Annotated in this window: 21 protein-coding genes; 13 read left to right on the top strand and 8 right to left on the bottom strand. The window is 70.9% G+C overall.

What is annotated here, in order from left to right; genetic code table 11:
- Window positions 1-136 precede the first annotated feature (136 nt).
- Together AB0J42_RS06135 and AB0J42_RS06130 are read left to right on the top strand one after the other, a co-directional pair.
- Window positions 137-1,009, top strand: coding sequence for a sucrase ferredoxin (locus AB0J42_RS06135; RefSeq protein WP_364289442.1), 873 nt, complete (start codon window positions 137-139; stop codon window positions 1,007-1,009).
- 100 nt (window positions 1,010-1,109) lie between these two features.
- The gene (locus AB0J42_RS06130) at window positions 1,110-1,421 is read left to right on the top strand and encodes a WhiB family transcriptional regulator (protein ID WP_270159808.1); all 312 of its coding nucleotides are present in this window, start codon (window positions 1,110-1,112) and stop codon (window positions 1,419-1,421) included.
- A 223-nt stretch (window positions 1,422-1,644) separates the two neighbouring features.
- Here AB0J42_RS06130 and AB0J42_RS06125 read toward each other — a convergent pair whose 3' ends face one another.
- Together AB0J42_RS06125 and AB0J42_RS06120 are read right to left on the bottom strand one after the other, a co-directional pair.
- Window positions 1,645-1,878 (bottom strand): DUF397 domain-containing protein, encoded by a 234-nt coding sequence (locus AB0J42_RS06125; protein WP_364289439.1) that lies wholly within the window; start codon window positions 1,876-1,878, stop codon window positions 1,645-1,647.
- A gap of 125 nt (window positions 1,879-2,003) precedes the next feature.
- Window positions 2,004-2,906, bottom strand: a complete 903-nt coding sequence (locus tag AB0J42_RS06120; protein ID WP_364289437.1) for a helix-turn-helix transcriptional regulator — start codon at window positions 2,904-2,906, stop codon at window positions 2,004-2,006.
- A gap of 123 nt (window positions 2,907-3,029) precedes the next feature.
- Between AB0J42_RS06120 and AB0J42_RS06115 the strand changes: the two genes are divergently transcribed.
- The gene (locus AB0J42_RS06115; RefSeq protein ID WP_364289435.1) at window positions 3,030-3,512 is read left to right on the top strand and encodes an ATP-binding protein; all 483 of its coding nucleotides are present in this window, start codon (window positions 3,030-3,032) and stop codon (window positions 3,510-3,512) included.
- Here AB0J42_RS06115 and AB0J42_RS06110 read toward each other — a convergent pair.
- Together AB0J42_RS06110 and rsgA are read right to left on the bottom strand one after the other, a co-directional pair.
- Window positions 3,509-4,171 (bottom strand): phosphoribosyltransferase family protein, encoded by a 663-nt coding sequence (locus AB0J42_RS06110; protein WP_364289433.1) that lies wholly within the window; start codon window positions 4,169-4,171, stop codon window positions 3,509-3,511. The two genes, AB0J42_RS06115 and AB0J42_RS06110, sit on opposite strands and share 4 nt — an antisense overlap.
- 59 nt (window positions 4,172-4,230) lie before the next feature.
- A complete protein-coding gene (rsgA, locus tag AB0J42_RS06105) occupies window positions 4,231-5,328 on the bottom strand; it encodes a ribosome small subunit-dependent GTPase A (protein WP_364289430.1) in 1,098 nt (365 codons plus the stop codon).
- A 283-nt stretch (window positions 5,329-5,611) separates the two neighbouring features.
- On the opposite strand from rsgA, the gene AB0J42_RS06100 reads away from it, so the two are divergent.
- The 3 genes from AB0J42_RS06100 (at window position 5,612) to AB0J42_RS06090 (ending at window position 7,635) form a co-directional block, all read left to right on the top strand.
- Window positions 5,612-6,160, top strand: coding sequence for a sigma-70 family RNA polymerase sigma factor (locus tag AB0J42_RS06100; protein ID WP_364289428.1), 549 nt, complete (start codon window positions 5,612-5,614; stop codon window positions 6,158-6,160).
- Window positions 6,157-6,861, top strand: a complete 705-nt coding sequence (locus AB0J42_RS06095) for a zf-HC2 domain-containing protein (protein WP_364289426.1) — start codon at window positions 6,157-6,159, stop codon at window positions 6,859-6,861. Before AB0J42_RS06100 ends, AB0J42_RS06095 begins: the two co-directional genes overlap by 4 nt.
- 507 nt (window positions 6,862-7,368) lie before the next feature.
- The gene (locus AB0J42_RS06090; protein ID WP_364289424.1) at window positions 7,369-7,635 is read left to right on the top strand and encodes a hypothetical protein; all 267 of its coding nucleotides are present in this window, start codon (window positions 7,369-7,371) and stop codon (window positions 7,633-7,635) included.
- A gap of 260 nt (window positions 7,636-7,895) precedes the next feature.
- Here AB0J42_RS06090 and glyA read toward each other — a convergent pair whose 3' ends face one another.
- The 3 genes from glyA to AB0J42_RS06075 form a co-directional block, all read right to left on the bottom strand.
- Window positions 7,896-9,146: a serine hydroxymethyltransferase gene (glyA, locus tag AB0J42_RS06085; RefSeq protein WP_364289422.1), complete on the bottom strand. Its 1,251-nt coding sequence runs from the start codon at window positions 9,144-9,146 to the stop codon at window positions 7,896-7,898.
- A gap of 178 nt (window positions 9,147-9,324) precedes the next feature.
- Window positions 9,325-10,272, bottom strand: a complete 948-nt coding sequence (locus AB0J42_RS06080; protein ID WP_364289420.1) for a YihY/virulence factor BrkB family protein — start codon at window positions 10,270-10,272, stop codon at window positions 9,325-9,327.
- Window positions 10,273-10,333: 61 nt separating this feature from the next.
- Complete coding sequence (locus AB0J42_RS06075) at window positions 10,334-10,708, bottom strand: YccF domain-containing protein (protein WP_364289418.1); 375 nt, start codon at window positions 10,706-10,708, stop codon at window positions 10,334-10,336.
- 213 nt (window positions 10,709-10,921) lie between these two features.
- On the opposite strand from AB0J42_RS06075, the gene AB0J42_RS06070 reads away from it, so the two are divergent.
- The 5 genes from AB0J42_RS06070 to AB0J42_RS06050 all read left to right on the top strand — a co-directional run bounded on the left by AB0J42_RS06070 (window position 10,922) and on the right by AB0J42_RS06050 (window position 14,512).
- Window positions 10,922-11,053: a putative leader peptide gene (locus AB0J42_RS06070; RefSeq protein ID WP_364289416.1), complete on the top strand. Its 132-nt coding sequence runs from the start codon at window positions 10,922-10,924 to the stop codon at window positions 11,051-11,053.
- A gap of 105 nt (window positions 11,054-11,158) precedes the next feature.
- Complete coding sequence (locus AB0J42_RS06065) at window positions 11,159-12,832, top strand: nitrite/sulfite reductase (protein WP_364289414.1); 1,674 nt, start codon at window positions 11,159-11,161, stop codon at window positions 12,830-12,832.
- Complete coding sequence (locus AB0J42_RS06060; RefSeq protein ID WP_364289412.1) at window positions 12,829-12,972, top strand: Insertion element protein; 144 nt, start codon at window positions 12,829-12,831, stop codon at window positions 12,970-12,972. Before AB0J42_RS06065 ends, AB0J42_RS06060 begins: the two co-directional genes overlap by 4 nt.
- Window positions 12,969-13,697: a phosphoadenylyl-sulfate reductase gene (locus AB0J42_RS06055; RefSeq protein ID WP_364289410.1), complete on the top strand. Its 729-nt coding sequence runs from the start codon at window positions 12,969-12,971 to the stop codon at window positions 13,695-13,697. The genes AB0J42_RS06060 and AB0J42_RS06055 overlap by 4 nt, the downstream gene beginning before the upstream one ends.
- Before the next feature lie 20 nt (window positions 13,698-13,717).
- Window positions 13,718-14,512: a sirohydrochlorin chelatase gene (locus AB0J42_RS06050; protein WP_364289408.1), complete on the top strand. Its 795-nt coding sequence runs from the start codon at window positions 13,718-13,720 to the stop codon at window positions 14,510-14,512.
- A 144-nt stretch (window positions 14,513-14,656) separates the two neighbouring features.
- Here AB0J42_RS06050 and AB0J42_RS06045 read toward each other — a convergent pair whose 3' ends face one another.
- Window positions 14,657-15,316 carry a DUF1707 domain-containing protein gene (locus tag AB0J42_RS06045; protein ID WP_364289406.1) on the bottom strand — a complete coding sequence of 220 codons (660 nt, stop codon included), beginning with the start codon at window positions 15,314-15,316 and terminating at the stop codon, window positions 14,657-14,659.
- Window positions 15,317-15,467: 151 nt separating this feature from the next.
- On the opposite strand from AB0J42_RS06045, the gene AB0J42_RS06040 reads away from it, so the two are divergent.
- Entirely contained in the window at window positions 15,468-16,805 is a 1,338-nt protein-coding gene (locus tag AB0J42_RS06040) for an ankyrin repeat domain-containing protein (RefSeq protein ID WP_364289404.1), read from the top strand.
- 203 nt (window positions 16,806-17,008) lie between these two features.
- Complete coding sequence (locus AB0J42_RS06035) at window positions 17,009-17,434, top strand: OsmC family protein (RefSeq protein ID WP_364289402.1); 426 nt, start codon at window positions 17,009-17,011, stop codon at window positions 17,432-17,434.
- Window positions 17,435-17,451: the final 17 nt, after the last annotated feature.

Below are 17,451 nucleotides of genomic sequence, written 5' to 3'. Positions count from 1 at the left end.
GGGCCCGCGTAGCTGGGGGTGGTGGGGGGCCGGGCTTAAACTCTCCGTTCCGTTAGGTTAGTCTTACCTAAATACTGGAAGGGGGAAGGGTGTGGCGAAGGGCTGTGAGCACGCGAGGGGATGTCACACCGGGGGTGTGCCCACTCTGGCGAGCGCTACGGTCGGCGCGCGGCTCTGGCTTCTGATCGAGCACACCGGCCCGTGGCCGTCACACCTGGAAAGCTTCGAACTTCCTGAGAACATCGCCGAACTGGTGGCGCGGGCGCTCGACCGGGGCATCAGGCCGCAGCTCATCCGCCGCCCCGGCCGCCGGGTCCGCACGACGGACGAGGGCATCCGGGTGATGGTCGGCTACGGGACCGGGGAGCGGCCGTGGCTCGCCGGCGGCGTCATCGCAGGTCCTGACGATCTTGACCTGGACGCGCTGGTGGCCGGAGTGGTCCCCGAGTCCTGCATACTGGAAGACGAGCCGGTATTTCTGGTGTGCACGCACGCGAAGCGCAACGTGTGCTGCGCCCGCATTGGATTGCCCCTCGCCCGCGCTCTGGCGGATCAACTGCCGGACGGCAGGGTATGGGAAACGTCACATGTTGGCGGCGATCGGTACGCCGCCAACCTGGTGTGCTTGCCACACGGAATTTTCTACGGCAGCATGTCTCAGGCTGCTGCGATCGCAGCGGCTAACGCGTACCGGTCGGGCGAGATCATTCTCGACCGTTTCCGGGGACGCGCGGGCATCCCTGAGCCATTGCAAGCCGTCGAGCACTTCACCCGAGCCCATACGGGAGAGCGTTCGGTCGGCGCGGTGGCCGTGGAATCCTCCAAGTCGGACGGCGACGTCACCGAAGCCATCGTGCGCTGCGGCGGCGTCCGGCTCAAGGTTGTGGTCCAGCCTTCGGCGTGGCAAGCGCCGTGTGGCTCGGTTTGCGCCGACAAGGCCACCACCTACCGGCTGGTTTCGCTGGACAGGCTCTCGCCTGTGCGGTACGCCACGCCTGCCTTCGCCTGACCAAGGGAACATCACGGTCCTGCATTGCGTTGGAACAGTGACGTCCAAAGCGTCCAATGCGGCTCAAACCCGAAATACCTCTCACGAAGGTGGTTTTCTCATGTCTCAGGTACGTCGGCAGCTCGCCCGCCCGCGCCCCAGCTGGGGTTGGCAGGATGATGCCGCGTGCCGGGGTGAGGACCTCGTGCTCTTCTTCGGCCCCGACGGGGAGCGGCAGCCCGAGCGTGACGTACGTGAGCGGAAGGCCAAGGCGATCTGCGCCGGCTGTCCCGTCCGCACGGAGTGCCTTGACTACGCACTGTCCCGGCCCGAGAAGTACGGCACGTGGGGTGGCCTCAACGAGGACGAGCGCGCCTCCGAGCGTCGCCGTCGCATGCGCCGCGCCGCCAGCGCCGGCATCTCCGCCGCCTGACACACTCCCGGCAGCGTCTCGAACGATCGCGTGATCATGCAGTTGTCCCGATGACCCGGGGCCCGGCACGGCCGGGCTCCGGAGAACCCGGTCGGGACAACTGCCTGATCAGGCGCACCTCGACCCCGAGCACGAAAAAAGCCGCCGTCCGATCCGGACGGCGGCTTTCGCATGCCCGCGGAGCGGGCCTCTATGTGGTCAGACGAGCAGATCGTCCGAGTGATCAGACCAGCAGGTCGTCGAACTCTCCGTCTTTGGCCCCCAGGACGAACGCGGTGATCTCGGCCCGGGTGTAGACGAGCGCGGGACCCTCCGGATACCGGGAATTGCGCATGGCCACCTCACCTGAGGGCAGGGTCGCCACCTCGACGCAGTTGCCGTTGGGGTTGCTCCGCGCGCTCTTGCGCCAGTCGACGGGGAGGCGACCGGCGGGCGTTCCGTTGCGGAACTCGTGCATGGGTGTTGCTCCTCGGCCCTTACGGATGCACGTGCATCCGCGCTTACGAGCCGAGAATAGGGCGGCTTGCCCAATCGCATATAGCGGATGACCAAAAATCCCTATGTGATAGATCACAGGGATAGCTACCGGTTCAGGAGCCGTTCCAGGAATCTCCGGGTCTGCCGGGGCTGCTCCGCCTGCACGCTCAGCCGGTCCATGACCCTGATGTAGTGCTCGGAATCGGCCACCTTGTCCAGGTAGAGCGCGCTGGTCAGCTGCTCCATGTAGACCACGTCCGGCAGCTCGCGCTCGGGGAAGCGCAGGATGCTGAACGGCCCGCCGGCGGCGGCGTGCCCGCCCCGGTCGAACGGCATGACCTGCAGGGTGACGTTCTCGTGCGCGGTGAGGTCCAGCAGGTGCTCGATCTGCTCGCGCATCACCTCGGGCCCGCCCAGCACCCGGCGGACCGCGGCCTCGTCGATCACCGCCCAGAGCGTGAGCGAGTTCTCCCCGGTCAGCCGCCGCTGGCGGGCCGTGCGGAGCTGGACGCGGCGCTCCAGCTCCTCCTCGGGGGCGTGCTCGTGGGCCAGCTCGATCACCGCCCTGGCGTAGGCGGGCGTCTGCAGCAGGCCGGGCACGAACTGGTTCTCGTACGTACGGATGAGCGACGCCGCGCCCTCCAGCCCGATGTAGACCTCGAACCAGCTGGGCAGCAGATCGCTGTACTTGTGCCACCAGCCGGGCGCGTTGGCCTGCTTGGCCAGCGCGAGCAGCGGCGCCCGCTCGTCGGGGTCGGTGACGCCGTAGAGCGTGAGCAGGTCGGCCACGTCGCGTTCCTTGAACCTGACCTGGCCCAGCTCCAGCCTGCTGATCTTCGCGTGGGACGCGCGGATGGAGTAGCCGGCGTCCTCGCGGGAGATGCCCCGCTCGGTGCGGAGCCGGCGCAGCTGGGTGCCGAGCAGGATCCGCAGGACGGTCGGGCTGCCCGGCGAGTGCCGCAGAAGGTCGCTCCCCGGCCGCTCGGCCCGCTCCGCGCTCACCCTCATCGCTCCCTGTTCATCTGCACGTGCAGATGCGATCTGCATCCGTAAATCACGAAAGAGTCTTGCATCACAGGCGTCGCCCCGTAAAGATGGTCTTGGACACCAGAGCGCGCTTCGGGGGCCAGCATGACGACTTTCGACGCGGGACCGCAAACGACCAGCGGTCTCCGGCCGCCGGGATGGCTGTCGGCGGCCCTGACCGAAGGCCGGTCCCTCGAACGCGACCGCGTGTTCGGCTTCCACGAACTCAGCACGTTCGAGCCCGGGTGCGTCTCGGTGGCCAGGCGGTTCGTCGACCAGACGCTCGGCTCGTGGGGGGCCGAGCAGGCTGTGTTCGACGTCCAGCTCATCGTCTCCGAGCTGGTCACCAACGCCATGCGTCACGGCGGCGGAGCCATCGACCTGCGGCTGCTGTTATCCGAGGCCGAGCTTGCCTGCGTTGTTAGCGATCACAGTCCGGTTCCGCCGACGACGCCGGCGACCCGCGAGGCGGACGTGTTCGCCGAGTACGGCCGCGGGCTGCGCCTCGTCGAAGCCCTCTGCGGCGCCTGGGGCTGGCTCACGCCAGGCGGTTCGCGCAAGTTCGTCTGGGCGGTGCTGCCGGTCTAGCCCGGCGCCGGGTTCCGCCCGAGCACTGCCAGCACGTCGGCGTCGGAGAGCTGGTCGAAACGCTCGTACCACTGACCGACCGCCCGGAAGTCGGCCGGCGCGCAGAGCACCACCACCTCGTCCGCCTCGCCCCGCATGGCCTCGACCGTCTCCCTCGCGCCCACCGGCACGGCCAGCGTCACCCGGCCCGGCCGGGCCGCCGCCACCGCCCGGAGCGCGGCCCGCGCGGTCACCCCGGTGGCGAGCCCGTCGTCGGCCACGATCACCTCGCGCCCCGCCAGGTCCGGCAGCGGCCGGTCGCCCCGGTACGCCGCCACCCTCCGGGCCAGTTCCCGCCGCTCGGCGGCCACCTGGGGTTCCAGATCCTCGGGCGTCATCCCCAGCCGGTGCAGCATCGGCAGGTCGAAGACCGGCTCCCCGCCCTCCGCGATCGCGCCCACACCGAACTCCGGCGACGGCGGATAGCCGATCTTGCGGGTGACGAGCACGTCCAGCACCCCGCCGAGCCGGCGCACGATCGGCTCGGCCACCTCGACGCCGCCCCGCGGCAGCGCGAGCACCACGGGGTCGCGGATGCCCGCGAGCCGCGCGGCGAGCCGCTCCCCCGCATCCCGGCGGTCGGCGAAGAGGCGCTGCATAAGGGCCCCGTACCCGCTCATCCACGCCTCCATCAGGCGAATCCTCTCGAATCACCCGATGGAGGCAGGGACCGGGCGGATCACGGCCGGTTACGGCCCGACCGGCGCATGTCCTTGTGGATGGACTTCCACCTGCTCTGCAGGTCCTTGCGCAGCCTGGCATCCGTCCGGGCCGCCATCCACACCGCCTCGCGCTGGAGCTTGTGCCAGCTGTGCAGCCGCCGCTCCGGCAGCTCGCCGCTCTCCACCGCGGCCAGCACCGCGCAGCCGGGCTCGGTCTCGTGGGCGCAGTCGTGGAAGCGGCACCGCGCCGCCAGCTCCTCCAGGTCGGAGAAGACCCGGTCGACGCCCTCGTTCACCTCGTACAGCCCGACCCGCCGGATGCCCGGCGTGTCGATGACGAGCCCGCCGCCCGGCAGCGGGATGAGCTCCCGGTGGACGGTGGTGTGCCGGCCGCGCCCGTCGGCGGCGCGCACCCGCTGGGTCTCCATCACCTCGCCACCCGCGAGCGCGTTGACGAGGGTGGACTTCCCGGCCCCGGAGGGGCCGAGCACGACGGCGGTACGGGAGCCGTCCAGATAGCCGCGCACCAGCCCGACCCCCTCGCCGCGGAGCGAGGAGACCGCGTGCACGTCGACGCCCGGCGCGGCCTGCCGCACGTCGGCCAGCAGGTCGCCGAGGCCGAACCCGTACAGGTCGGACTTGGTGACGAGCACCACCGGCGTGCCGCCCGACTCCCAGGCGAGCGCGACCAGGCGCTCGATCCGGCCCAGGTCGGCCAGGTCGGTGGCGTGCATGGACGGCTCGGCGACGAACACGACGTCGACGTTGGCCGCGAGCACCTGGCCCTGGCCGTCGCCGGAGAGCCCGCCGCGGGAGTCGCGGCTCACGCCGCCGCGGACGAACGCGGTGCTTCTGGGCAGCACCCCGGCGAGCTCGTAACGGCCCTCGGGCAGCGGATGCAGCGCCGCCCAGTCGCCCACGCAGGGCAGCGCGACCGGGTCGGCGGCCGAGGCCCGGCGGACCCGTGCGCCGTAACGGACCTGATGCCGGCCGTCGGCGGCGATGACCTCGGCCGCGCCCCGATCGACGCGGGAGACCCGGCCCGGAACGGTGCCATCGGGCAGCTCGGCGGCACGGGATTCGGTCCAGCCGAGCAGAGAGAGATCGAAAGACAACGGAACACACCTTTGCAGGTCGAGAAGGACCCGGGTGGACTCAGGCGAGCACCCGGAGGGGGACTGAAAGCACGCGAACCAGGACGACCCGCATAGTCCTCACCTCCTCGATCCGTTTCGCGGTGACTCTACGCACCCCGCGCCCGGCGGCGCAACGGCTTTTCGGTCACCCCCGGTTGAACCGCGGCGGCGACCTCCCCGTACCACCTCCCGACGGACTTGAGAAAGGGGAATGATGCGACTGAGCGCGTATCCCCCACCCTCGGCCGAGGGAGCAGCCCCCATGGCCAAGCCACGATTACGGCACTGGTTGAGACGCTCACGGCCCGACCCCGAGCTGGTCGTCTCCGCTCTCTACCGGCAGTACCACCGGCCGTTGCTGGCCTTCGTGGTACGGCTGACCGCGGGTGACCGGCAGTGGGCGGAGGACGTCGTGCAGGAGACCATGATCCGTGCCTGGCGCAGCGCCGAACAGCTCGACCCGGAGGCGGCTTCGCTGATGCCCTGGCTGGCGACCGTCGCACGACGTATCGTCATCGATGACCGGCGGCGAAGGGACGCCCGCCCCCAGGAGCAGGGCGACGGCCCGCTGGAGCACATGCCCGTGCCGGATGAGATGGAGCAGCTGCTGCACCAGGTGGTCGTGTCCGAGGCGCTCAAGGCGTTGTCGCCGGCGCACCGCGAGATCCTCAACGAGACGATCCTGCGGGATCGCTCGGTGAACGACGCCGCGCTCAGGCTCGGCATCCCCGTGGGCACCGTCAAGTCCCGCGTCTACTACGCCATGCGGGCGCTCCGCGTGGCGCTGCAGGAGAGGGGGGTGACCGCGTGAGCTCGCGAGTGGAGCACACCGACGTGGGCGCCTACGCCCTGGGCCTGCTGGACGAGGACGACCGGCTGGCGTTCGAGACCCACCTGCTCGGCTGCCGGTCCTGCGCGGCGGAGCTGTCCGAGCTGGCAGGCGTCGCCCAGGCCCTGCACGGGCTGGGGCCGGTGCTCGGCGACCCTCCCGAGGAGGAGCCGGCCGAGGTGATCGACCTGCTCCACCGCAAACAGGCCGCCGACCGGCGCTCACGCAGGGGGACGTTCCTCACCGGCCTGGCGGCGGGCATCGCGCTGGTGGCGGGCGGGCTGGTGCTCGGCGCCCAGATCGGCGCGCAGAACGCCCCACCGGCCGCGCAGACCCAGCTCGGCCCCGCCGAGCAGTTCTACGCCATGGGCACGCCGGTGCCCGGCACCGGCAGGGACGGCGTGACGGGCGGGCTGGTGCTGGAGTCCAAAGGCTGGGGCACCCACGCGGCGCTCAAGCTCTCGGGGGTGCGGGGGCCGCTGGAGTGCGAGCTGGTGGCCGTCGGCAAGACCGGCGACCGGCGGGTCATGATGGGCTGGGCGGTGCCGCCCGGCGGCTACGGCACCGAGGCCAACCCGGAGCCCCTCTACATGCACGGGGCGGCCGCGCTGCCGCTCGACAAGATCGACCGGTTCGAGGTGGTCACCGCGACCGGCCGCAACCTGCTCACGGTCGACGTCTGACGTTTTTCGGTCGTACGGGAGAAATTCCCTCGATTCGTTGAACCCGGCGCGGCACGGGGGCCGTACAGCCTGACGGACAATTCCTCCAAGGAAGTGGCCGGCATGTCAGGGGACATGCCGGTCACCCCCTCCTCGGCGATCGGTCCGCCGGCACGTTCAGGAGCCGTCCGGCGAACCCCTCCGGCCGGTGGCGGCCCACCCCACACCCAGCCGCCGGCCGTCGCCGCCGGGTCCCCCCGGCCGCGACCACGCCCCGCCGCACACCGGGAGCCCGTGCGGCGGGGCGTCCCCTTCTCCGACAAGTCCTCGTACGGGTGAGCCTTTCCGGGCGCTTCCCCGTACGGACGAGCCTTCTTCTTGCACCGTGCCCGTGCAGGCGAGCCTCTTTTTCGGCACGTTCCCGTACAGTCGAGCCTTTCCAGCCCACGTTTCCGTACGGACGAGCGGAGTTGCAGTGGAGTTCTTCTGCTACCACCGTTACCGGCCCGGCTCCGCAGCACTCCGACCGTGCTGGAACGCACCATGTGGCATTTTCACGGCGGCGACCGGTATCTGGTGCTGGGCCTCGGTGCCGGGGAGGCGGCCGACCTCGATCCGGCCGGGCGGGGCGAGCTGATCGCTTATGGGCCGCTGCTGTCCGACGACGGCGCCATCTGGCTCGGTACGGCGCTGCTGGTGCGGGCGCCGGACCCGGACGCGGCCCGCGCCGTCCTGACGCCGGACCGCTACGCCGACATCGAGGTGCACCCTTGGATGTTCGGCGGGCGGCGGTGACGAACCGCCGGGACACGACAGCCTGACGGCGGTTCCAGCCACGGACTGAAGACGGCGGGGCTTTCCTACAGGACCGGCACCTGACACGGCGATCACGCCGCCCCACATCCAGGGCCACGTAGCGGCGCAGGACGGGGGCGCACGCCTCCGAGAAGACCTCCCAGGCGGTGCGGCAACGCGTGGAGAGGTTCTCGCCCGGTCGCGCCCCAGCGGTCGCCCGCCGGCCACAGGCGGAGTCGGGGGCGCGACCGGGTGGTGGATCAGAGGCCTGGGGCCGGGAACTGGGCGGTGAGCTCGCTGACCTCGTGGTGGACGCGGGTGATGACGTCCTCGGCGTCGCCCTTGGCCAAGGCGGTGACGACCTCGTCCATCCAGGCCCCGATCTGCCGCATCTCCGCCTCCTTCATGCCGCGCGAGGTGACCGACGGGGTGCCGATGCGGATGCCCGACGGGTCGAACGGCTTGCGGGTGTCGAACGGCACCGCGTTGTAGTTGGTCTCCAGGCCCGCCCGGTCGAGCGCCTGGGCGGCGGGCTTGCCGCCGATGCCCTTGGGCGTGAGGTCGAGCAGGATCAGGTGGTTGTCGGTGCCGCCGGAGACCAGGTCGAAGCCGCGCGAGCCGAGCTCGTCGGCGAGGGCCTTGGCGTTGGCGACGACCTGGTGGGCGTAGGCCTTGAAGTCGTCGGTGGCGGCCTCGCGCAGGGCGACGGCGATGGCGGCGGTGGTGTGGTTGTGCGGGCCGCCCTGGAGGCCGGGGAAGACGGCCTTGTTGAGCGCGGTGGCGTGCTCGTCGGACGTGGCCATGAGCATGGCGCCGCGCGGGCCGCGCAGGGTCTTGTGGGTGGTGGTGGAGATCACGTCGGCGTGGCCGACCGGCGACGGGTGGGCGCCGCCGGCGACGAGGCCGGCGATGTGCGCGATGTCGGCGGCCAGGACGGCGCCGACCTCGCGGGCGATCGAGGCGAAGCCCTCGAAGTCGATGGTGCGCGGGATGGCGGTGCCGCCGCAGAAGATCAGCTTGGGCCGGTGTTCCAGGGCCAGCTCGCGGACCTCGTCGAGGTCGACGCGGCCGGTGTCCTTGCGCACGCCGTAGCGGACCGGGTTGAACCACTTGCCGGTGGCCGAGACGGACCAGCCGTGCGTGAGGTGGCCGCCGAACGGCAGGCCCATGCCCATCACGGTGTCGCCCGGCTGCAGGAACGCCATGTAGATGGCGAGGTTGGCGGGCGAGCCGGAGTAGGGCTGGACGTTGGCGTGGTTGACCCCGAACAGCGCCTTGGCGCGCTCGATGGCCACGGTCTCGACCTGGTCGATGACCTGCTGGCCCTCGTAGTAGCGCTTGCCGACGTACCCCTCGGAGTACTTGTTGGTGAGCACGGTGCCGGTGGCTTCGAGCACGGCCTTGGAGACGTAGTTCTCCGAGGCGATCAGCTTGACCGTGTCGGCCTGACGGCGCTCCTCGGCCTTGATCAGCTCGGCGATCTCCGGGTCGACGCTAGCGAGAGAACTCATGACTCTCCTGTCATTGGTGACGTCCCTTGCGAAGACCCAGGCGCACGGCCTCCGCTCCTTCCCGCTCCCCGGTGGTCGTTCCCACCTGCTGCGCCAGTCGCGACGTACCGACGATAGCGGATCCGGCGCGGCTCCCCTCCGCCCCGATCTGCGCTGTTCGGGCGCCTGTGCGGCGTATTCACTTCGTCCGGCCGTCGCCGGGCCAGAGCCGGTCGACCTCGGCGTTGAGTATCGCGCCGATGAGCACGGCGAGGGCGGTGATGTAGAGCCAGAGCAGCAGGGCGATGGGCGCCGCGAGCGACCCGTACACGGAGACGGGCGAGAACCAGGCGGCGAGCACGGCGCGCAGCACGGCGGCGCAGACGATCCAGAGGAACAGCGCCAGGATGGCCCCGGGCAGCTCGCGGAACCAGCGGGTGCGGACGGGCACGCTGACGTGGTAGAGCACGCTCAGGAACAGCACCGAGCCGACGATCACCACGGGCCAGTAGAGCAGGTCGACGGCGACGGCGTACTCGGCGGGCAGCGCCCCTTTGAGCAGCGTCGGGCCGATGACCAGGATGGGCATCACCACGATGCCGACGACCAGCCCGATCACGTACAGGCCGAAGGACATCAGCCGGGTGCGGATGATGCCGCGCTCCTCCCCCAGCCCGTAGGCGACGGAGATGAGGTCGACGTACACGTACAGCGCCCGCGACCCGGACCAGAGCGACAGCAGGAAGCCGAGCGAGATGATCGACACCTTGCTGGCGTCGTCCCTGAGCACATCGGCGATGAGCGGCCTGACCACGGTGTCGATGGTGTCGGCGGTGAACAGCACGCCGGCCTGCTCGATGACCCAGACCTCTATGTCGCGTACGGCGCGCAGCCCTATCCAGCTGCCCAGCTTGGACAGCACACCGATCAGCCCGAGCACGAACGGCGGCAGCGACAGCAGGGCGAAGAACGCCGCCTCGCCCGCCAGGCCGGTGACGCGGTAGGTGACCCCGGCGTTGGTGGCGGCGCGTACGGTCGCCCACGACCTGGTGTCGCGCACCCAGCTCAGCCTGGCGCGGGCGAGGGAGGCGCGGGACCCTTTGGTCCTGGCCGCCTTCGGCCCGCTCGGTGCTTTCGTGGACGTCATGGCACCCAACGCTCTGTCGCAGTGACTCTCCGGCACAGCTTACGTCCCAGCTTGTCCTGCCCTAGTCGTTATCGACGATGCGGGCGCCGAGCGGCAGCAGCGACACGGGGATCATCTTGATGTTGGCCACGCCCAGCGGGATTCCGATGATCGAGACGAACAGCGGGATGGACGTGAGCACGTGCCCGATGGCCAGCCAGACGCCGGCGACGACGCACCAGATGATGTTGCCGATGAGGGAGAAGACCCCCGCGTCGGGGTCGCGCACCACGCTGCGCCCGAACGGCCACAGGGCGTAGGCGGCGATGCGGAAGGAGGCGATGCCGAACGGGATCGTGATGATCAGGACGCAGCAGATGATCCCGGCCACGGCGTATCCGATGGCCAGCCAGAGCCCGGCGAAGATCAGCCAGATGACGTTCAGAATGGTGCGCATGCTTCCAGCATGGCACCGCGATCACCGCAGCGCGGAGGCTGTATACCGACGTGACGCCGGGTGATAATGCTGTCGTGATCTGTGAGAGCTGCAAGGACAGACGTCACGAGGACTGCCGGGGCGGCTCGTGGTGCGACTGTCAGCACCTGCCTTCCCAGCAGGAGCGTGAGGCGGAGCTGAGCTGGCGCCGGCAGGGGTGACGGCGTCCAGACTATGGACCCGGTATTGGACATCCCGGACGGCCAAGATATCTTCGTAAGCATGCCAGCGGACCCCATGCTTGTCGGCCGACGCCACGTCGACCTTCTGCGTGTCCGCAGTGCGATCTGTTGCGACGCCCGTTAATCACTCGTTTCCACTGTTCGTGCGCGTCGCACCCCTCTTCCCCTGCACTCGACGATGAGGCAGGAGGTCGCCCGTGCGCGCGCCCATGATCTCGAAGGACGCGCAATGAGCATCCCTGCCAGAAGGCACCACAAGCGCCCGCGGGGCGAAGGCCAGTGGGCACTCGGTTACCGTGAGCCGCTGAACAAGAACGAAGAGCTGAAGAAGAACGACGACGGGCTGAACGTCCGCGAACGCATCATCGACGTCTACTCCAAACGGGGCTTCGACTCCATCGACCCCTCCGACCTGCGCGGCCGGTTCCGCTGGTACGGCATCTACACCCAGCGCAAGCCCGGCATCGACGGCGGCAAGACCGCCGTCCTGGCGCCGGAGGAGCTCGACGACCGCTACTTCATGATGCGCATCCGCATCGACGGCGGCCAGCTCGACCTGCGCCAGCTCCGCACCATCGCCGACCTCTCCAACGAGTACGCGCGAGGCACGGCCGACGTGACCGACCGCCAGAACATCCAGCTCCACTGGGTGGAGATCGAGTCGGTCCCGGACATCTGGGAGCGGCTGGAGGCCGTGGGCCTGGGCACCACGGAGGCGTGCGGCGACACCCCGCGCACGATCATGGGCTGCCCGCTGGCCGGGATCGACGAGGACGAGGTGCTCGACGCCACCGAGCAGATCCGTGAGATCCACGAGCGCTACATCGGCAACCCCGCCTTCTCCAACCTGCCGCGCAAGTTCAAGACCGCGCTGAGCGGCTGCCCGGCCCACTGCACCGTCCACGAGATCAACGACGTGGCCTTCGTCGGCGTGGTCAACGAGCAGGGCGAGAAGGGCTACGACGTGTGGGTCGGCGGCGGCCTGTCGACCAACCCGATGCTGGCCAAGCGCCTGGGCGTGTTCGTGACGCCCGAGCAGGCGGCCGACGTGTTCGCCGGCGTCATCGGCATCTTCCGCGACTACGGCTACCGGCGGCTGCGTCACCGGGCCCGGCTGAAGTTCCTGGTCAACGACTGGGGGCCGGAGAAGTTCCGCGAGGTGCTGGAGACCGAGTACCTCAAGGAGCCGCTGCCCGACGGGCCCGCGCCCGAGCTGCCCCGGGAGAACCGCCGCGACCACGTCGGCGTCCACCGCCAGAAGGACGGCAACTTCTACGTCGGCTTCGCCCCCCGGGTCGGCCGGCTCAGCGGCGACCAGCTCCACCTCATCGCCGACATCGCCGAGCGCCACGGCTCCGGCCGGGTGCGCACCACGGTCGAGCAGAAGATGGTCATCCTCGACGTCACCCCCGACCAGGTCGACTCGCTGGTGGCCGAGCTGGAGGCCAACGACCTGCGGGTCAAGCCGTCCACGTTCCGCCGCCAGACGATGGCCTGCACCGGCATCGAGTACTGCAAGCTGGCCATCGTGGAGACCAAGAACACCGCCGCCCAGCTGATCGACGAGCTGGAGCGCCGCCTGCCCGACTTCTCCGAACCGCTCACCATCAACGTCAACGGCTGCCCCAACTCCTGCGCCCGCATCCAGACCGCCGACATCGGGCTCAAGGGCCAGCTCATGCTCGACGAGGACGGCAAGCAGGTCGAGGGCTTCCAGATCCACCTCGGCGGCTCGCTCGGCGCCCAGTCCGGCTTCGGCCGCAAGGTGCGCGGCCTCAAGACCACCGCGGCGGCGCTGCCCGACTACGTCGAGCGGGTGGCGCGCAACTACGACGAACAGAGGAAGGAAGGCGAGACATTCGCCGACTGGGTGCAGCGCGCCGACGAGGCCGATCTCAGATGAGCGGCCGCGCGGTCCCCTTCCACTGCCCCTACTGCGGCGACGAGGACCTGGAGCCCTACCAGGACGACGGCGGCTGGTACTGCCGCTCCTGCTCCCGTGCCTTCAAACTGAAGTTCCTCGGAATCGGGGTGAAGATATGACGCTCGCCGACATCGAGATCGATCTCAGTGCCGGGCGGGGCAGCCTCGACCTGCGGGAAGTCGTCGAGTCCGCCGCGCGCGTCCTGGAGGACGCCTCCGCCCGCGAGATCGTCAGCTGGGCGGCGGCCACGTTCGGCGACCGGCTCTGCCTGACCTCCTCCATGAGCGACGCGCTCCTGATCGACCTCGTCAGCAAGGTGAAGCCCGGCGTCGACGTGCTGTTCGTCGACACCGGCTACCACTTCGCCGAGACGATCGGCACCCGCGACGCCGTCCGGCAGGTGTACGACGTGAACGTGATCGACGTCCGGCCCTCGCGCACGGTCGAGGAGCAGGATCGCGAGCTCGGCCCGCGGCTGTTCGGCCGCAACCCCGACCTGTGCTGCTTCCTGCGCAAGGTGGAGCCGCTCAACCGGGCGCTGGAGCCGTACCTCGCCTGGATCAGCGGCATACGGCGCGACGAGTCCTCCTCCCGGGCCCGCACGAAGGTCGTGGAGTGGGACGCCAAGCGGCAGATGGTGAAGATCAATCCGATAGCGTCCTGGACGCAGGAGGACGTCGACGCCTACATCACCGACAACGGGGTGCTGATCAACCCGTTGCACTACGACAACTACCCCTCCATAGGGTGCGCGCCGTGCACCCGGCAGGTCCTGGAGGGCGAGGATCCGCGCAGCGGACGCTGGGCGGGGCTGGGGAAGGTCGAATGCGGCATTCACCTGTGATCCCCGGCAGGCCGGTCCCGGTGGCAGACGGGGCCGGCCCGGACGTCCCCCTGGTGGCGGTCGCGCACGGTTCGCGTGATCCCCGTGCCGCCGCCACCGTGGAGGCGCTGCTCGACGAGGTGCGGCTGCTGCGCCCCGGGCTCCCGGTGCGCGGCGCCTACCTCGACCACGCCACCCCCGCCCCCGGGCAGGCCCTGCACGGCCTGTCCGAGGCGGTGGTGCTGCCGCTGCTGCTCACCGAGGCGTACCACAGCCGGGTCGACCTGCCGGCGGAGCTGCGGGAGGCGCGCGCCCGCGACCCGCGGCTGCGCGTCCGCTACGGCACCACGCTGGGGCCGCACCCGCTGCTCACCACCGCCCTGGAGCGCCGCCTGGCGGAGGCGGGCGTCCCGGCGGGCGACCCGGACACCGCCGTCGTGCTGGTGTCGGCGGGCTCCGGCTCGGCGCGCGCCAACGAGGTGATCGCCCGGATGGCCCGCTCCTGGCGCCGCCCCGCCGTCGGCGTCGCCGGGGCCCGCCCGCCGGCCTTGCCGCGCGGCTGGTGGGCTGTGGAGGCCGCCTACGCCTCCGCCGCCGGGCCTACGCCCGCCGAGGCGGTCGCCCGGCTCAGGGAGGCGGGCGCGCCCCGGGTGGCGGTCGCCCCCTACCTGCTCGCGCCCGGCTACTTCGCCGACAAGGTGCGCCGGACCGCTCTGGAGGCGGGGGCCGACGTGGTGGCGGGCGTCCTCGGGCCCGCGCCCGAGCTGGCCCGCATCGTGCTCGAACGGTACGACGCCGCGCTCACGACGCCTGCGGACGCGCTCAGGACCGCCTGAGCCGCCGGGCGGAACCATCGGGGGTGCCCGCGTACGCATCGCGTACGCGGGCCTCCGCCCTATTCAGCCTTCCACCAGCACCGCATGGAACGCACGCGGCCCGGGGCGAGCCTCGCCCTTTCCGGCTCTCTCCGGTGACGGGGGTCAGTAGCCGCGGCCGAGGGAGCGGTCGTTCCAGTCTTCGCCGTGGAGCTTGCGCCAGTGTTCGCGCCAGGCCGACCAGCGGCGCTGGATCGGTTTGGTCCGCGAGTCGCCGATCACCTTGACGTCGCCCATGATCGCGTACCCGTGGACCCGCACCACCGGCGCGTTGACGCCCTGCGGCGCCTGCTGCACGTCGACGCGCTTGTCGCCCAGAATGGACATGCCGTCGAGGTCGACGTTCACCCCGTCAGGGACGATGATCTTCACGTCGCCCATGACGGAGACGGCCATGATCTCCACCATGTCGGTGCGTACCTCGGCCTCGCGCAGGTCGAGCACGACGTCGCCCATCACGGCCACCGCCCCGAGCTCCTGGTCGATGCGCCAGGTGCCGCGCCGTTTGGCGTCGCCCATGACGCCGACGAACCAGCGCCGCTTCTTGCCCTCGCGGCGCTCCACCGGCGCGGCAGCGGACGCCCCGGCGGGCAGGTCCTGCGTGAGCAGGGCGAGCTCGGCGTGAGTGGAGGCGGAGTAGGCTGCCTCGGTGCGGTCGGTGAGCTCGGCCAGCGTGAGCCGGCCTTCGACGGAGGCCTCGCGGAGCAGCTCCACCACGGCCTCGCGCTCGGCGTCGGAGGCGCGTACCTCCCCGGGGTCAGTCATACTCGCAACATATCGCGTTCTGCCGGTGGTGCGATCCTCCTGAAGGAGGAATTCGGGTGAACCGCTATCGGCACGCATCCCGTACCAGAAAGTGACACGGACCCCGGCGATGGTCCCGGGGCGCGGCCGGGCCAAGCTAGGGTCCGTTGTCATGCATGAGGAACAGCTCTACCGGGCCGCGCTGGACGGCGACGAGAAGACCGTGAGCGAGCTGCTCGCCGACGGCGCCGATCCGGACCGGCCGTTCGAGGGCGACGACGGCGGGCTGCCGATCTGCGCCGCCGCGGCCCGCGACCAGGTGGCCGTCATCGGGATGCTGCTGGCCGCCGGGGCGGGCGTCGACACCCGGGAGAGCGGCGGCTGGACCGCTCTGATGTGGGCCGCCACGAACGGTGCCGCCGGGACGGCGCGGGTGCTGATCGAGGCGGGCGCCGACGTCGACGCCGCCAACGAGGAGGGTGACACGCCGCTGACGCTGGCCGCCCGCCGCGGCGCGCTCGGCGTGGTGCGGGAGCTGCTGGACGCGGGCGCCGAGGCGGGCAAGTTCGACGGCGACGGCGACACCCCGCTCGACATCGCCGCCGACTGGGTGGGCGTGCACCTGGAGAGCGCGCTGCTCGACCAGGTCGAGCAGGAGGGCTGGACGTACGCGGTGCACCGGCGGTGGGCGGGCGACGGCACCGAGCTGGTCACGGTCACCGCCACCTCGCCCGACGGGTCGGAGACCGAGCAGGTGCAGGCGCAGCGCGGCCACGCCGCCGTGGCGACTCTGCTGGAGGCGGCGGCGGAGGAGTGGGTGCCGGTCGAGCGGCTGGTGACGCGCGCGCTGGCCCACCGCGACCTGGACGAGGACGCCGAGACGTGGTGGACGGTCGCCGACGTGCTGGCCGCGCGGGGCGACGACGAGACGTACGAGGCGCTGACGCGGCTGTGCGGGAGCGCGGACGCCCGGGAGCGCGAGTTCGGCGTCGACGCGATCGCCCAGTTCGGCGTCACCGACGACGACAAGCCCTACCTGGAGCGGACGCTGCCGCTGCTGCGGCGGATGACCGTCACCGAGTCCAACCCGCAGGTCCTCCGCTCGGTGCTGGCGGCGCTCGGCCACCAGGGCGACCCGCGGGCGCTGCCGCTGGTGCTCGACCTCATCGGCCGGCCCGGTCACCGGCGCACGACGACCGACGCGATCGCGCTGGCGGACGTGCTGCCGCCGGACCACGCCGAGGGCCTGGCCCTGCTGATCGAGATGACCCGCGACGACGACCCCGAGGTGCGCGACTGGGCCACGGCGGGCCTGGCCGGGCTGGACGCGGACACTCCGGAGATCCGGGACGCGCTCGCGGCCCGCCTGGACGACGACGTCCTCCGCGCGGTCGCGGAGGCGGCGCAGGGCCTAGCCCGACGCGGTGACCCGCGCGCCGCCCACGGCGCCGCCCGCGTACGAGCCGAGTCCGACGACCCGGAACTCCTCGAACTGATCAACGACGCCTGAGACCCACCCGTACGCGCAGCTCGAACAGCTCTCCGGAGCGGGGAGTCAGCGACAACCGGACCTGGCACCGCACTCAGGAGCCCTCCCGGGGTCCGGAACGGCCCTGCTCGCCGGGGAACGGCGGAGGGATGTCCCGCTGCGGTTACTCTCCGCCACCGCGATAAGGTCGGAAGGACGATTGATCGACAGAGGGAGCGATAAGCATGGCCACGACTCGCACCGCCACGACGCAGTGGAAGGGCGCGCTGCTCGACGGTTCCGGCACGGTTTCACTCGACTCCTCCGGCGTCGGGAACTTCGAGATCTCCTGGCCGTCGAGGGCTGAGGCCGCCAACGGCAAGACCTCCCCGGAGGAGCTCATCGCCGCGGCTCACTCCGCCTGCTTCTCCATGGCGCTCTCGCACGGCCTGGCCGGCGCCGGCACCCCGCCGGAGTCGGTGGAGACCAGCGCCGACGTCACCTTCCAGCCGGGTGAGGGCATCACCGGCATCGTGATCACCTGCAAGGCCCGCGTGCCGGGCATCACCGCCGAGCAGTTCCAGCAGGCGGCCGAGACCGCGAAGGTCAACTGCCCCGTCAGCAAGGCGCTCACCGGCACCACGATCACGCTCAACGCCGAACTGCTGTAGCAAGACCCCGTCGCATG

The sequence above is a fragment of the Nonomuraea sp. NPDC049649 genome (assembly GCF_040675175.1).
Taxonomy (GTDB): domain Bacteria; phylum Actinomycetota; class Actinomycetes; order Streptosporangiales; family Streptosporangiaceae; genus Nonomuraea.
This window is presented reverse-complemented; position numbering and strand designations above follow the sequence as displayed.